At 36.0% G+C, this 14320-nt stretch carries 17 protein-coding genes; 6 read left to right on the top strand and 11 right to left on the bottom strand.

The window, feature by feature from the left end; genetic code table 11:
• Window positions 1-64: 64 nt before the first annotated feature.
• The 3 genes from KW2_RS02005 to KW2_RS01995 all read left to right on the top strand — a co-directional run bounded on the left by KW2_RS02005 (window position 65) and on the right by KW2_RS01995 (window position 2082).
• Window positions 65-994: a daunorubicin resistance protein DrrA family ABC transporter ATP-binding protein gene (locus tag KW2_RS02005; protein WP_021036733.1), complete on the top strand. Its 930-nt coding sequence runs from the start codon at window positions 65-67 to the stop codon at window positions 992-994.
• A 12-nt stretch (window positions 995-1006) separates the two neighbouring features.
• Window positions 1007-1816, top strand: a complete 810-nt coding sequence (locus KW2_RS02000; RefSeq protein ID WP_021036732.1) for an ABC transporter permease — start codon at window positions 1007-1009, stop codon at window positions 1814-1816.
• 74 nt (window positions 1817-1890) lie between these two features.
• A complete protein-coding gene (locus tag KW2_RS01995; RefSeq protein WP_011675474.1) occupies window positions 1891-2082 on the top strand; it encodes a hypothetical protein in 192 nt (63 codons plus the stop codon).
• 77 nt (window positions 2083-2159) lie between these two features.
• Here KW2_RS01995 and rsmI read toward each other — a convergent pair whose 3' ends face one another.
• The 5 genes from rsmI to tmk all read right to left on the bottom strand — a co-directional run bounded on the left by rsmI (window position 2160) and on the right by tmk (window position 5815).
• Window positions 2160-3035, bottom strand: coding sequence for a 16S rRNA (cytidine(1402)-2'-O)-methyltransferase (gene rsmI, locus KW2_RS01990; RefSeq protein ID WP_011834466.1), 876 nt, complete (start codon window positions 3033-3035; stop codon window positions 2160-2162).
• Complete coding sequence (gene yabA, locus KW2_RS01985; RefSeq protein ID WP_011675472.1) at window positions 3035-3361, bottom strand: DNA replication initiation control protein YabA; 327 nt, start codon at window positions 3359-3361, stop codon at window positions 3035-3037. Before yabA ends, rsmI begins: the two co-directional genes overlap by 1 nt.
• Window positions 3354-4136: a PSP1 domain-containing protein gene (gene ricT / locus KW2_RS01980; RefSeq protein ID WP_011834464.1), complete on the bottom strand. Its 783-nt coding sequence runs from the start codon at window positions 4134-4136 to the stop codon at window positions 3354-3356. The genes yabA and ricT overlap by 8 nt, the downstream gene beginning before the upstream one ends.
• A gap of 49 nt (window positions 4137-4185) precedes the next feature.
• Entirely contained in the window at window positions 4186-5046 is an 861-nt protein-coding gene (locus tag KW2_RS01975; RefSeq protein ID WP_021036731.1) for a DNA polymerase III subunit delta', read from the bottom strand.
• Between the two features lie 133 nt (window positions 5047-5179).
• Complete coding sequence (tmk, locus tag KW2_RS01970) at window positions 5180-5815, bottom strand: dTMP kinase (RefSeq protein WP_021036730.1); 636 nt, start codon at window positions 5813-5815, stop codon at window positions 5180-5182.
• Between the two features lie 177 nt (window positions 5816-5992).
• On the opposite strand from tmk, the gene yycF reads away from it, so the two are divergent.
• The 3 genes from yycF (at window position 5993) to KW2_RS01950 (ending at window position 9117) form a co-directional block, all read left to right on the top strand.
• Entirely contained in the window at window positions 5993-6694 is a 702-nt protein-coding gene (gene yycF, locus KW2_RS01965; RefSeq protein ID WP_003131580.1) for a response regulator YycF, read from the top strand.
• A complete protein-coding gene (locus tag KW2_RS01960) occupies window positions 6687-8114 on the top strand; it encodes a sensor histidine kinase (RefSeq protein ID WP_021036729.1) in 1428 nt (475 codons plus the stop codon). The genes yycF and KW2_RS01960 overlap by 8 nt, the downstream gene beginning before the upstream one ends.
• A gap of 190 nt (window positions 8115-8304) precedes the next feature.
• The gene (locus KW2_RS01950) at window positions 8305-9117 is read left to right on the top strand and encodes an MBL fold metallo-hydrolase (protein ID WP_021036728.1); all 813 of its coding nucleotides are present in this window, start codon (window positions 8305-8307) and stop codon (window positions 9115-9117) included.
• 49 nt (window positions 9118-9166) lie between these two features.
• Here the strand turns inward: KW2_RS01950 and groL are convergent, their stop codons facing one another.
• The 6 genes from groL to KW2_RS01920 all read right to left on the bottom strand — a co-directional run bounded on the left by groL (window position 9167) and on the right by KW2_RS01920 (window position 14316).
• On the bottom strand, window positions 9167-10795 hold the full coding sequence (gene groL, locus KW2_RS01945) for a chaperonin GroEL (protein ID WP_011675465.1): 1629 nt from the start codon (window positions 10793-10795) through the stop codon (window positions 9167-9169).
• 86 nt (window positions 10796-10881) lie between these two features.
• Complete coding sequence (groES, locus tag KW2_RS01940) at window positions 10882-11166, bottom strand: co-chaperone GroES (RefSeq protein ID WP_011834459.1); 285 nt, start codon at window positions 11164-11166, stop codon at window positions 10882-10884.
• Between the two features lie 118 nt (window positions 11167-11284).
• Window positions 11285-11674 (bottom strand): single-stranded DNA-binding protein, encoded by a 390-nt coding sequence (locus KW2_RS01935; RefSeq protein ID WP_021036727.1) that lies wholly within the window; start codon window positions 11672-11674, stop codon window positions 11285-11287.
• A 90-nt stretch (window positions 11675-11764) separates the two neighbouring features.
• Window positions 11765-13105 (bottom strand): H2O-forming NADH oxidase, encoded by a 1341-nt coding sequence (nox, locus tag KW2_RS01930; protein WP_011834457.1) that lies wholly within the window; start codon window positions 13103-13105, stop codon window positions 11765-11767.
• 161 nt (window positions 13106-13266) lie between these two features.
• Entirely contained in the window at window positions 13267-13893 is a 627-nt protein-coding gene (gene ytpR, locus KW2_RS01925; protein WP_011675461.1) for a YtpR family tRNA-binding protein, read from the bottom strand.
• 105 nt (window positions 13894-13998) lie between these two features.
• On the bottom strand, window positions 13999-14316 hold the full coding sequence (locus tag KW2_RS01920; RefSeq protein ID WP_011675460.1) for a thioredoxin family protein: 318 nt from the start codon (window positions 14314-14316) through the stop codon (window positions 13999-14001).
• Window positions 14317-14320: the final 4 nt, after the last annotated feature.

Below are 14320 nucleotides of genomic sequence, written 5' to 3'. Positions count from 1 at the left end.
ACAATTTAATCAGGGAGGCTTATAATATTTTTCGTAAGGTAACCTTATGAAAAAGGAGATAATAATGGCACTCGCAATTTCAACTACAAATCTTGTCAAAAACTTTGAGGGTAAAAACGCAGTAAATGGTATTTCACTTGATGTCCATCAAGGAGAAATCTTTGGAATTCTTGGACCTAACGGTGCAGGGAAGACCACATTCTTAAGAATGCTTGCAACATTAACAAAAGTAACATCTGGTTCTGCTTCTATCTTTGGAAACGACCTAACCAAAGACGGTGCAAAAGTTCGAAACTTTATCGGGCTGACAGGTCAATATGCTTCAGTTGATGAGGAACTGACAGGGATGGAAAACATGATTATTTTTGGTCAGTTAAATGGTCTATCTAAAAAAGAAGCCAAAAAACGCGGCCTCGAATTGCTCAAACAATTTTCACTGACAGAAGCTAAGGACAAATCCATCAGTGCTTTTTCAGGTGGAATGAGAAGAAGATTAGATTTGGCTGTTAGTCTAATCACTAAACCCCCGGTTATCTTTCTTGACGAACCAACAACAGGTCTTGACCCCAGAACACGTGGGGAAATGTGGAAGACAATTCGTGAGTTGGTCAAAGGCGGTTCAACCATCGTTCTGACTACACAATACTTGGACGAAGCTGACCAATTGGCTGACCGTATCGCCATCATTGACCATGGAAGCGTCATCGCGCAAGGCACCCCGTCAGAGCTTAAAAACATTTTGGGAGAAACCACTTTTGAGCTCTCATTGATTAAAAGCAGTCAAATTAAACAAGCCAAAGAAATGATAGAACAAAAATTCAATATTGAAGTGATTGTTCTACCAGAATTTGCAACTTTGTCAATCAAAGTAACTGACACAAAAATCATGACACAAATTCTTTTACTTTTGGAAACTGAACACATAGCCATCAATGAATTTGAAACACGTAAACCAACACTTGATGAAGTTTTTCTTGAGCTGACAGGAAAATAGGAGAAAATAAAAATGGACACAACTGTAATTAACAAAAATACTACAACGATGAAAACAATCAGTTTAAAATCTTGGTTGACAGATATTATCGTCATGGCCAAGCGTGAACTTCTCAAAGTCAAACATAGCCCAGAAAAACTATTTGATGTGACCGTCATGCCAATTATCATGGTCATCGTTTTCTCCCAACTTTTTGGTGGAGCAATCATGGGAAATGTCAAAGCTTATCTCCCTCTTGTTGTTCCCGGAATTTTAATCCAAACACTTGTTATGGCATCTGGCGCTGCCGGAACCCAACTTCGTGAGGATTTGGACAAGGGAGCCACAGACCGCTTCAATTCTTTGCCAATTTCACGAATTGCACCCTTAGCGGGAACGTTAATCTCGGATATTATCCGTTATATTATTGCCGCTGTCTTTGCATTAGGCACAGGTGCAGCTCTCGGTTGGCGAGCAAGCGGCGGATTTGGTTGGCTGCTTGTTGCAATTGGCCTTGCAATCGTTACAACTTGGGCGCTCAGTTGGCTCTTTGCTTTAGTTGGTGTCCTTGCTAAAAGTGCAGCAACTGTGACAACCATTTCGAGTTTTTTGACCATGTTTTTGGCCTTTTTGTCAAATGCTTATATTCCCGTCACTTCTTTACCAAAATGGCTGAAAGTCATTGCCGAAAATAATCCTGTTTCTCATTTGATTACTGCCTTTAAAGAAGTGGCATATAATGGTAATTTTGGTCATGAAGCCTGGTTGGTTCTTCTAATCAGCCTTCTGATTGTTCTCATTTTAGCACCCGTTACCGTTCTTGCTTATTCAAAGAAAAACTAAGCAGTGCTGTTATTTTGTTTCCATAAACAGAGATAAAAGTAGTATAATACAATCAGTAAACGAAAGGACAAACAATGGAAAATCAATATGAAATACTTCAATCACTCATTGAAAAAATGGAAATTGTAACCGTTGGATCTGCTGTCAGTAAAACTCACTTAAATCGTAAAGAAATCATTGATTTTGTCCGTTCACAAAAGTCATTACGAATTTTTGATGAAGAAAAGCAAAAATGGATTAATGAAAATGTTGATGGGCATTGTTAAATTTTACTGACAGAAATTATAATTCATCAAAAATACAAAAAGTTACTGACAAGAATTCTGTCAGTAACTTTTTATTATTATAAATCATGAAATTCTGCATATAAATCTTGGCGATTTAAGCCTCGTTCTTTAGCAATTTCTTTAATGGCGACATTTGGTTTTACATTTTGCGCCACTAAATTTTTGACAGCTTCCAGTGCTGTCAGCTCTGGCTCCTGAATTTCTTGAACTAATTCATCCGCTCCCGAAACAATAATTAAACATTCTCCCTTAATGGGTTGCTCAACTAAAGAATTCAAAACCTCAGAAATTTTTCCTCGGCGATATTCTTCATAAATCTTGGTCAACTCACGAACAAGCACCACTTCTCTATCCCCATAGATTTCTTGCATATTGGATAAAGTATCAGCAACTCTAAATGGGCTCTCATAGAAAATTTGTGTTTCAGGGTAAGCAAGTTTTGTTTTCAGAAATTTTTGTTGTTCTCCTTTTTTACGAGGAAGAAAACCATAAAAAATATGAGGCTGAGGCACTAAGCCTGAAGCTATCAAAGCAGTAATTCCCGCGGAAGCTCCTGGCAGCGCAACGACATCAATTTCTTCTTTAATTGCAGCTAAAACCAAGTCATGTCCAGGGTCAGAAATTGATGGCATTCCTGCATCAGAAACCTGTGCAATTGATTGACCTGATTTTAAAAAGTCAATCAATTTTGGAATTTTTTCTTGCGAATTATGCTCATGAAATGATTCTTGGGGCACTTTTATTTCAAAATGATTCAAAAGTCGTAAAGTGTTTCTAGTATCTTCTGAACAAATCAAATCCACTGTTTTTAAAGTTTCCAGTGAGCGCAAAGTCATATCCTGCATATTCCCAATGGGGGTCGGCACCAAGTAGAGACTTCCAGCAGTTTTCACTCCTTTGAATGACCGTTGAATATTAAATTTATTTTCCATTAGCGATATAAAAGCTCCAAACAATCTAAGCAAGATTCCCCTTCAGCCAACCGTTCAGCATAATGTAAATGACAAACATGAAATCCTTCATTAAAAATTTGAATGAGATTAGGGTTGGGTTGATCTTTGGGCGTTTCTTTTTTAACTTCTTTCTTTTCAAATTCAGCAAGTCGATCACGCAATTTTTCCAACTCCATGCGTAAAGTTGCATTTTCAGTCATTGATGCTTCAAGCACTTGGCGAATTCCCGAAATTTGCGTTAATGTGGTATTTAATGTATTTTCAAGCTCGCCCAATTGGTCAAAAACATCATATTTATCAGCCATGATTCACCTCAATCTCTGCAAGTTCAAAATCCTTGCTATATTCTCCAAAGCGTATTTTCACTCTATTTTTTAAAACATTTAAGCCAACAACTTTTCCTTTTCCTTCTGAGGTGGTTACAAATTCACCAAAATCTGGAAAAAGTTGTTGGGCTTCTTTATAAAAACTATCTTCATAAGTTAAACAACACATTAAACGACCACAAAGTCCATTCAATTTATTTTGTTTTAAAGATAAATTTTGATTTTTGGCCATTTTGATAGAAACATTCGGAAACTCGTAAACAAATTCCGAACAACATAAAGGACGTCCGCACGGTCCGAGTCCACCATGAATTTTCGCCGCGTCTCTTGGTCCAATTTGTCGAAGTTCAATTCTAATCCGAAAAGTCGTTGCTAATTCACGGAGCAGTAGCCGAAAATCAACTCGATTTTCAGCGGTAAAAGAGATAAAGAGTTGCATTTGATCGAAAGTGTAAGCCACATCAATAATTTTCATCTCGAGTTCTTGTTCCACAACGAGTTGTCGAACCTTATCTTTTGCCTTTTTTGAAAGTTCTTCAAGTTTTAAGATTACTTCTAAATCTTCATCAGTGACTTCCCGTTCAATTGTATGATGAGTTTCAAGATTAGCATCATCAGAAAAACTACGAATAATTTTCCCGTAAAAAGTTCCTTTTTCTGAACGAATGATGACTTCTGATTGTGGGACTAATTCTGCCTCACTTGTTGCAAATATATTAGATTCACCATGCGCAAATTTTATTTCATAAATCATTTTATTCTCCTGATATAAGATTTCTGATTAAAGGGTTGCTGACCAAGTTTTACAGAACAATAAAAGTTAAACTTGACTCAAATCGAACATTACTTTTCCACATTTTAATTGCCTGAAAGGTTTTTAGAAGTTCTTGACTCATTCTTTCTTGATTAAATAGTTGCAATAAAAGTTCAAAAGCTTGATTTTGCTTTTCTTTATCATCAAAAATTTCAACCAAATCTTTCAAGTATAAAAAGGCCTCGTCAGCTGATTTTTTTAGAAGTTTAACAAAATGTTGAATTCTCTGAAGTCCTTCATTGAACCAACTTTGTTGGGCCAATTCTAAAGCTCTGTCAGTAGAATTACAAATTTCAGCTAGGAGTTCTGCTTGCGTTTTTAAAATTCCATTTTTTTCAAGAAAATCTTGTAAAAATTGAACGTTTTTCCGGAAATTAATAATCTGTGTCCGTGATTTTATCGTTTGCAAAATCATGTTCTCATTATCTGTCAGTAAAAAAACAACAATTTCTGTCTCAGGTTCTTCAATAGATTTCAATAGAGCATTTGCCGCATTAGGATGCATTTTTTCTGCTTCCCTAATTAACAAAACTTGCTGTTTTCCTTCATAACCAGATTCACTAAAAACCTGTGTCAAATCACGAATTTGTGCGGTTTTTATCGTCTGTCCATCCGGTTCAACGATGTGCAAATCGGCAAATTCCTGTTGAGCAACCAGACGACAAGAGCGACAATACCCACAAGGAAGAGAATTCTCAGGATTCTCACAAAATAGGGCTTGGCTCAACCAAATTGCTAATTCAAAAGAACCAAATCCACCTGAAAATAAATAAGCATGGCTTAATTTTCCATGTTGCAAAATTGTTGAAAATTGCTTATAAAGTTGAGGCTGAATATCTACTATTTCCACAAGAAACCTTTCTAAATATTTACCAAATCTATTTTAAATAACAAAATAAAAAATTTTTTTTGACATCTACGTATTTTTTTATTTTTGTCAGTATTTATCAATTTATTAAATTTGCTGACAGATTAAGTTGTCTTTAAAATTCACTGACAAATCTTTTTTTCAGAACTTCAAGTGTATCAGATACAACCTTTTCCAAAGATTGACTCGCATCTATTTTTACAAAACGCTCAGGTTCTTTTGCAACAATTTCCAAATAACCCTCTCGAACTTTTCGATGCATCTCAGCTCTTTCTAAGTCTAGGCGATTGACCTCATCCGCTCGATTTTTCATAATCCGTTCAAGTGCAACATCTGTATCAATATCAAAATATAAAGTCAAATCAGGTTTTAAACCATCTGTTGCAAAATAATTAAGCCAATCCACCACCTCAACACCCAAATCACGGCCATAACCCTGATAAGCGACAGAGGAGTCAATAAATCGGTCAACAATGACAACCTTACCTGCTCGTAAAGCTGGCAACATTTTTTCTTGCATATGTAAACGGCGCGCCGCCGCAAAAAGCATCAATTCTGTTTTTGAATCAATCTCTGTATTCTTTGGATCGAGAATAATTTGACGAATTTCTTCAGCCACTCGAACCCCACCTGGTTCTCGAGTTGGGACAACTTCACGCTTCATTTTTTGGATTTCAGGCAAAATTTCTTGCAAAACTGTTGTTTTTCCTGCTCCATCAGGTCCCTCTAGGGAAATTAAAATTCCATTCATAGCCTCTATTATATCAAAAAATCAAACTTTTTATCTTTTTTCTAAAAATATAGGGGTCACTTTTTGCGTAATTTTACTAAAAATTGTATAATATAACTGAAACAGCTTACTTGGTTTGTTAAATCAAATAAATCCAAGTAATATTCAATAAAAAAATTTCTACTTGAAAGGACAACTATGAAAAAAATTCTTGTTGTTGATGATGAAAAACCAATCTCAGATATCGTAAAATTTAATTTAACCAAAGAAGGTTTTGAAGTATTTACAGCTTTCGATGGCGAAGAAGCCCTTGAAGCTTTTAAAGAAGTACAACCTGACCTTATTTTACTTGATTTGATGTTACCAAAACTTGACGGTCTTGATGTTGCACGTGAAATCCGTAAAACCTCTGACACTCCTATTATCATGGTGTCAGCTAAAGATAGCGAGTTTGATAAAGTTATTGGACTTGAACTTGGTGCAGATGACTATGTCACTAAACCATTTTCAAATCGCGAACTTTTAGCTCGTATTAAAGCAAACTTGCGTCGTATCAATGTCGCACCTGCTGAATCTACTGATAATGTTAAGAAAGAATTGATTATCGGAAATCTCCGTATCAATCCAGCGCATTATGCTGCTTACAAAAATGATAAACAACTTGACCTCACACACCGTGAGTTTGAATTACTTTATTATCTTGCTCAACACCTCGGCGAAGTTATCACTCGTGAAAATCTTTTGGAAACAGTTTGGGGCTACGATTACTTTGGTGATGTGCGTACAGTTGACGTTACAGTCCGCCGCTTGCGTGAAAAAGTTGAAGATACACCAAGCCGTCCACAATACGTTTCAACACGCCGCGGGGTTGGCTATTACATGAGCAACCCACATGATTAAATTTTTTAATTCAATGATTTTTAAAGGAGTAGTTGCCCACCTACTTCTTTTTGTCATTCTTTTCATGAGCAATTTCGATTATAATCTCATTCATCTTAGTACTTTTATTGGTTATTATTTATTTTCACTCGTTTTTGTTCTGGTTTTTCTCAATCAGCAACATCGAATGATTGTGAATGTTTCTAAACAAATGAACGATATAAAAAACGGTTATTTGAATAGAGATAAAATTCCAAAAGGGACAAGTGAAATCAATGAATTATATGAAGAAATTTTGAAGCTTGGTGAGGACATTGTTCGGACTCAAAATAATCTTGAAAATCAACGCAATCAATTAGATAGCATTCTTGCCTACATGGTTGACGGAGTGATTGCCACAGATCGCCGTGGTAATATCATCATGGCTAATAAGTCAGCCCTCCATTACCTAAACACAAGTAATGAGCTTCTAATGGAAAAGAATATTGTTGATGTTTTGAAAATCGCAGACCAGTATAACTTTTATGATTTACTTGAAAAAGAACCTGAAATAACCATCGAAACACACGATGCTGGGAATGAATCAATTTCACTCCACATCAAATTTGCACTCTTTCGTCGTGAGTCAGGGTTCATTTCAGGAATTATTGCTGTCTTGCACGACATGACCGAACAAGATAAAGCAGAACGTGAACGTCGTCTTTTTGTTTCTAACGTCTCGCATGAATTAAGAACTCCTCTTACTTCCGTCAAGGCCTATCTTGAAGCATTAGAAGATGGCGCAATTGATGATAAAGAAACAGCCTCTTCATTCATCGGTGTTTCACTAACCGAAACCAATCGAATGATTCGGATGATTTCTGATCTTTTAACATTGTCAAGAATGGACCAAGATCGAATTGTTCTTAATAAAGAAATCATTAATTTAATTGCCTTTTTAGACTATCAAATTAATCGATTAGACCAGATTTTAGAAACTGAATCAAATGATTTAATTTCATCCAATTTTACACTCGTTAGAAAGTATTCTGACAAGCCAATCTGGGTAGAAATTGATACCGATAAAATCGCCCAAGTCATTGATAATATCATTGGTAATGCCATTAAATATTCACCAAAAGGTGGTACAATTACAATTTCCGTTGAAACTCGTGAACGAGATGTCTTAATTTCGATTAAAGACGAAGGAATGGGAATTCCAAAATCTGATTTACTTAAGATTTTTGACCGTTTCTATCGAGTAGATAATGCTTCAAGAAATTCAAAAGTAGGTGGAACAGGTTTAGGCTTATCTATTGTCCATGACATTGTCAAAATACATGGCGGAACAATTTTTGCAAGCTCCGAAGGCGAAGACAAAGGAACAACTTTCAGTTTCACACTGCCATATTCTTCTGAAACTTCCGAATATTGGGATGACGCTGCTGATGATTTTGAATAAAATTGTCCTTCCTAATTCAAACTACAAAAAGAGTTCACTGTCAAATCCGTGAACTCTTTTTCGGGGAAAAAATCTATTATTTCTTACATAGACTTCTTCATCAAAGAAAAATTTTTTCAAGCTCAATTTATTTCCAATAAAATAATAAGTCTCATAGCAATCCCTGACTTTTTCTGCTACAATAGTCATTATGACTGAACAAAATGGCTTTAAATATTCCATTCTAGCCTCTGGATCAACTGGAAATTCCTTCTACTTAGAAACTCCTAAGAAAAAAATGCTTGTTGATGCCGGACTATCTGGAAAAAAAATAGAAAGTTTACTCTCGGAGATTGACCGTGATATCCATGATATTGATGCACTTTTAATTACGCACGAACATAGTGACCATATCAAAGGAATTGGTGTGCTCGCCCGTAAATATGGGATTGACCTTTATGCGAATGAAGATACATGGTCTGAACTTGATGGTAAAAACGCTTTAGGAAAAATTCCTCTTGAGCAAAAACATCTTTTTGAGATGGGAAAAACGATGACATTTGGTGATATTGATATTGAATCTTTTGGTGTCAGCCATGATGCTATTGCCCCACAATTTTATCGTTTCATGAAAGATGATAAAAGTTTCGTTATGTTGACTGATACAGGATATGTTTCAGATCGTATGCGTGGAACCATTGAAAATGCTGATGCTTATCTAATGGAGTCTAATCATGACATTGAAATTCTAAGAATGGGTGCCTATCCTTGGCGAACAAAACAACGTATTCTAAGTGACCAAGGTCATTTATCTAACGAAGATGGTGCCGAAGCAGCCTTTAACATTCATGGGAATAAAACAAAAAAAATATTTTTGGGACACTTAAGTCTAAATAATAATATTAAAGAACTTGCTCATCTTACCATGGACGGTTATCTCCAACAACACGATGTGGATACAAAAAATGAATTAAAAATTCTTGATACCAGCCATGAACATGCAAGTCCCCTTTATGATATCTAACATTAATCATTAAAAAATAAAAAAGAACCCACTCGGGTTCTTTTTTTTATTACATCATACCACCCATTCCCATGCTAGGGTCCATTGGAGGCATAGCTGGAGCAGCTGGTTCTGGTTTATTAGCCACAACTGCTTCAGTAGTCAAGATTAATCCAGCAACAGAAGCTGCATTTTGCAAAGCTGAACGAGTCACTTTTGCCGGGTCAACGATTCCTTCTTCAATCATATTTACCCATTGACCTGTCGCTGCATTAAATCCTGTACCAACTTTTTCTGAACGAAGTTTATCAATGATAACTGAACCTTCATATCCTGCATTGGCCGCGATTTGACGAACTGGTTCTTCAAGGGCACGGCGAACGATGTTAATTCCTGTTTGAATGTCGCCTTCTTCTGAAAGTTTATCCAAAGCTGCGATGGCATTAACAAGAGCTGTACCACCACCAGAAACGATACCTTCTTCAACAGCAGCACGTGTTGCATTAAGTGCGTCTTCAATCAAAAGTTTCATTGCTTTAAGTTCTGTTTCTGTTGCGGCTCCTACTTTAACTACCGCAACTCCGCCAGCTAATTTCGCTAAGCGCTCTTGCAATTTTTCACGGTCAAAATCAGAAGTTGTTTTTTCGATTTGTGCTTTGATGATAGCCACACGATCAGAAATGGCATCAACAGAACCAGCACCTTCAACAATTGTTGTATGGTCTTTATCAACAGTTGCTTTAGCAGCTTGTCCTAAAGCTTCTAGTGTAGCATCTTTAAGATCAAGGCCAAGTTCTTCAGTAATTACTGTACCACCTGTCAAGATAGCTAAATCTTCCAATTGAGCTTTACGGCGGTCACCAAATCCCGGTGCTTTTACAGCGACTACGTTGAAGACCCCTTTAATCTTATTAAGAACAAGAGTTGGCAATGCTTCTCCATCAACATCATCAGCAACAATTAAAAGTGGACGATTTGTTTTCAAAATTTGTTCAAGAAGCGGTAAAATTTCTTGAATATTTGAGATTTTTTTATCCGTAATCAGAATATAAGGATTATCTAACTCAGCAACCATTTTCTCTGTATTAGAAACCATATATTGACTCAAGTATCCACGGTCAAATTGCATTCCTTCAACAACATCAAGCTCTGTTTGCATTCCTTTTGATTCTTCGATTGTGATAACTCCGTCAGAACCTACACGCTCCATTGCGTCAGAAATATATTCCCCAACTTTTTCACTACGTGATGAAACGGTAGCAACTTGAGCGATTGCTGATTTATCGTGAACAGGAATTGCCATTTCTTTAATTGAAGCAACTGCTGTTTCAGCTGCGAGTTCAATTCCTCGGCGAATACCAACTGGATTTGCACCTGCAGTAACATTTTTCAATCCTTCACGAACAATAGCTTGTGTCAAAACTGTCGCTGTTGTTGTTCCATCACCTGCAATATCATTTGTTTTTGAAGCAACTTCCGAAACAAGTTTAGCTCCCATATTTTCAAAATGGTCTTCAAGTTCAATCTCTTTGGCAATTGTAACACCATCATTTGTAATTAAAGGTGAACCATATGATTTTTCAAGAACAACATTACGCCCTTTTGGCCCAAGAGTTGTTTTTACTGTATCGGCAAGAATATCAATTCCGCGCATCATCGCTGTTCTAGCATCACTTGAAAATTTAATTTCTTTTGACATTTTAGCTCCTTTTTTAAGAATATATTTTTAATTAATAGATTTTAAGATAGACAAAAGACAATCAAAAATTGATTGCTTTTATATTTTTACTCTACAATTGCAAGAAGGTCTGAGTCTTTGAGAATCAAGAATTCTTCACCGTCCATTTTGACAGTCGTTCCAGCAAATTTCTCAAAAATTACTGTATCTCCAACTTTTACGAGTGGAGAAATCAGTGTCCCATGATTAGTTGTTTTCCCTTCACCGACAGCAATAACTTCAGCTGTTTGAGGTTTTTCTTGGGAAGCGCTCGTTAATACGATTCCGCCCATAGATTTTTCCTCTTCTTCTTTTACACGTAAAACTACGCGATTCTCTAAAGGTTTCAACATTATACTTTCCTCCATTTTTTATTTTTAGCACTCTTAATAGTTGAGTGCTAACATATTCTTATTTTATCTCAATGGTCAGATTTAGTCAAGAGAAAACATTTAGATTTAATCAAATAAATTAGAAAGGGAGCTCATCAGCTTCAAGTAAGAGTTCCTCAGTCTTTACAGCGCTTTCTCTTAAGGCAAGAGTCGCACGACTTTCCAATAAATCATAGCTCAAACCTAAGATTTCTGTAATATAGTGTTTCTGTTCATTTTTATCAGTATAATTTCTAGTTCTAATCTCTCCCTCTACAGAAATAAGACTTCCTTTTTTAGCATAGGAAACCAATGTTTCTGCTGATTTCCCCCATAAAATTATCGAGATAAAGTCTGCTTCTCGCTCTCCTTTTTCATTTTTGAAGCGGCGATTGACTGCCAGAGTCACACGGACATAAGATTTATTGTTCGTTGTTTTCGAAATTTCAGGTGCGTTTGTTAAACGACCAATCAACATGGTTTTATTCATTATAAAATCCTCCTAACTTTCTATACGTAAAGTTTGAGCATTTGTCACTAAAAAATAAAAAAATCTATCAAGCAGATAGATTTCTATTGTTTATTTGGCATTCAAAGCTGCAACTGTCATATAATTATATGGACTGTTGAAGTGGGGGAGGAAGAATAAATCAAGCAAAGCTAGTTCATCAATTGTTTTTTTCTCTTGAATCGCTAAACTGAACATATTTATATTTCCTGCAATTATCTCACTTTTACTAGCAAGTTGTGCTCCAATAATTCTGCGACTTTTTGTCTCATATACGATACGAATTTTCACACTATCGTTGTTTTCATGAAGAAACCAAGCTTTTTGTTTATCTTCAAAATCACTAAATGAAACTTCTAAACCTAATTTTTTAGCAGCTTTAACAGAAAGTCCTGTAGAGGTCATATTGTAACCAAAAATTGAAATACCATTAGACCCTTGAACACCAACAGATTCTAATTCTTTTCCACCAATATTGTGTCCTGCGACAATTCCTGACCGAACAGCGTTCGAGGCAAGAGCGATATAAGTAAAATCTTGCAAGGCATTAGAATAAATTGTCGCAACATCACCTACCGCGTAAACATCTGGATCACTACTTTGTTGATGCTTATCCACCTTGATTGCTCCATTTTTGAAGGTAGCTAACTTATCACTTGCCAAGGCACTGTTGGCAGTAAAACCAATACAATTGATGACAAGATCAACATCATAAGTCGCCTTGTTGGTTACGATTTGTGATACATAACCTTCCTCATTCGCTTTAAATTCTTTGGCCAGTTCTCCAAAATGAAGTTCAATTCCATGTTGAGCAAGGTTTTCATCCATTCCTTTGGCAAATTCTTCATCATAATATGATGCAAGTGAAGTATTTTCAGCGTCAAAGAGAAGAACTTCTTTACCCCGTCGTTTAGCTGCTTCTGCAATCTCTGTACCGATATATCCTGCACCAATGACTGCGATACGCTTGACTTTTTCTTTGGCAAATTCTGCGTCAATTGCTTGACCTTCTTGAAAAAGTTTCAGAAAATGAATTCCCTTAAGGTCTTTGCCTGGTAGATTAGGAATAATTGGACGTGAACCTGTTGCTAAAACAAGCTTGTCGTAAGCTTCAATTATTTCATCATCAGATTTAGTTTTTGCATAAACTTTCTTATTAGCAAAATCAATTTCTGAAACTTCTGTTTCAGTCAAAATTTTTACCCCTTTTGCCTCAAAATCCTCTGCTTTGGCATAAAATAATTCATCTGGTTTTTCAATTTGTCTTCCAACCCAAATTGCTGTGCCACAACCTAGATAACTCATGTTGCTATTACGGTCAATCATGACAATTTCATGCCCGGGATATTGTTCAAGTAATGTATTTGCTGTAGCAATGCCTGCGTGGTTTGTACCGATAACTACGATTTTCATGCTAATAGGTCTCCTTTAAATGTAAAATTCTTTTTACATTATTCAGTTTAGCATAAGTCAATCTATTTTCTTTTGTAAGCGCTTGTGAACATTGTGAAATAATTATTTTAATTATTAGATAAAAAAATCTGTCAAAATAAATTATTTTGACAGATTTATTATTAAGCTTGCCACATAGTTTCTGAATCAAAAGCTGTACCCGCAGCCAAAGCTGATGAAAGTTCAATGATTCCACGAACATCGGGAGCATCGGGTAATTCAAGTTCACGCGCTGAACAAAGCATTCCATAAGATTGAACACCTCGAAGAGCTCCTGGGAAAATCAATGCTCCATTAGGCATCATTGCGCCTGGAAGTGCTGCGACTGTTTTTAATCCGAGTGACGCGTTTGGTGCACCACAAACAATTTGTACTGGATCAGCAAAACCAACATTAACTTTACAGATATGAAGATGATCTGAGTCTGGATGGTCTTGCATTTCTACAATCTCAGCGACAACAAATTTTGGTTGCGAATCATGCACAAGAACATCGCTAAATCCTGATTTTCCAAGCTCTTTGTTCAAGATTTCAACATCATCAGATGATAATTTGACTTGTCCATTTCCTGACAAGTCTGTCAGTAATGACTTGGCTTCAAAAATATTCCAAGCGACTGTTGCTCCAGTTTCTTCGATAAAGATACGTGCTACTTTTCCCTTACGTTCAAAGTTTACCTTTTCACCTCTATCATTTGCCGTGATAAGCATTAAAACATCGCCGACGTTTGTGTTATATGTTGCAATCATTTTTAAATTTTCCCTTTTAATTTCTTAACAGTGATTATTATAGAATATATTTCTGGATTTATCAATGGTCAGTATTTGACTCCATTTTACCTCAAGAAATCAGTCTTATTTTGCACTTGCTAAGAAAGTATTCACTTCTTCTTTGGTTTTGCGTAATTTATTGACTAGACGAGCTTTTTCTTGTCCATCTTCAATAACAACAAAACTTGGAATTCCCATAATTCCCCACTCAATAGCAAGATCCATGTACTCATCACGGTCTACTTCAACAAATCTAAATTCTGGATTCTCTGTTTCAATTTCTGGCATTTTAGGTTTGATAAAATTACAATCTCCACACCAACCAGCTGTGAAAAAGAAGACTGTTTTTTCTGGGCCTTTGACAAGCTCAGCTAAATTTTCAATATTTTCTGGAATAATCATTCTG

Source organism: Lactococcus cremoris subsp. cremoris KW2, assembly GCF_000468955.1.
Classification (GTDB): Bacteria; Bacillota; Bacilli; order Lactobacillales; family Streptococcaceae; genus Lactococcus; species Lactococcus cremoris.
Note: the sequence above shows the minus strand (reverse complement) of the source record. Positions and strands in the feature narration are given on the sequence as shown.

Excerpts from the sequence above, each read along its gene's own strand:
- KW2_RS02005 (WP_021036733.1), top strand. The coding sequence starts at position 65 with ATGGCACTCGCAATTTCAACTACAAATCTTGTCAAAAACTTTGAGGGT.
- KW2_RS02000 (WP_021036732.1), top strand. The coding sequence starts at position 1,007 with ATGGACACAACTGTAATTAACAAAAATACTACAACGATGAAAACAATC.
- KW2_RS01995 (WP_011675474.1), top strand. The coding sequence starts at position 1,891 with ATGGAAAATCAATATGAAATACTTCAATCACTCATTGAAAAAATGGAA.
- rsmI (WP_011834466.1), bottom strand. The coding sequence starts at position 3,035 with ATGGAAAATAAATTTAATATTCAACGGTCATTCAAAGGAGTGAAAACT.
- yabA (WP_011675472.1), bottom strand. The coding sequence starts at position 3,361 with ATGGCTGATAAATATGATGTTTTTGACCAATTGGGCGAGCTTGAAAAT.
- ricT (WP_011834464.1), bottom strand. The coding sequence starts at position 4,136 with ATGATTTATGAAATAAAATTTGCGCATGGTGAATCTAATATATTTGCA.
- tmk (WP_021036730.1), bottom strand. The coding sequence starts at position 5,815 with ATGAATGGAATTTTAATTTCCCTAGAGGGACCTGATGGAGCAGGAAAA.
- yycF (WP_003131580.1), top strand. The coding sequence starts at position 5,993 with ATGAAAAAAATTCTTGTTGTTGATGATGAAAAACCAATCTCAGATATC.
- KW2_RS01960 (WP_021036729.1), top strand. The coding sequence starts at position 6,687 with ATGATTAAATTTTTTAATTCAATGATTTTTAAAGGAGTAGTTGCCCAC.
- KW2_RS01950 (WP_021036728.1), top strand. The coding sequence starts at position 8,305 with ATGACTGAACAAAATGGCTTTAAATATTCCATTCTAGCCTCTGGATCA.
- groL (WP_011675465.1), bottom strand. The coding sequence starts at position 10,795 with ATGTCAAAAGAAATTAAATTTTCAAGTGATGCTAGAACAGCGATGATG.
- groES (WP_011834459.1), bottom strand. The coding sequence starts at position 11,166 with ATGTTGAAACCTTTAGAGAATCGCGTAGTTTTACGTGTAAAAGAAGAA.
- KW2_RS01935 (WP_021036727.1), bottom strand. The coding sequence starts at position 11,674 with ATGAATAAAACCATGTTGATTGGTCGTTTAACAAACGCACCTGAAATT.
- nox (WP_011834457.1), bottom strand. The coding sequence starts at position 13,105 with ATGAAAATCGTAGTTATCGGTACAAACCACGCAGGCATTGCTACAGCA.
- ytpR (WP_011675461.1), bottom strand. The coding sequence starts at position 13,893 with ATGATTGCAACATATAACACAAACGTCGGCGATGTTTTAATGCTTATC.
- KW2_RS01920 (WP_011675460.1), bottom strand. The coding sequence starts at position 14,316 with ATGATTATTCCAGAAAATATTGAAAATTTAGCTGAGCTTGTCAAAGGC.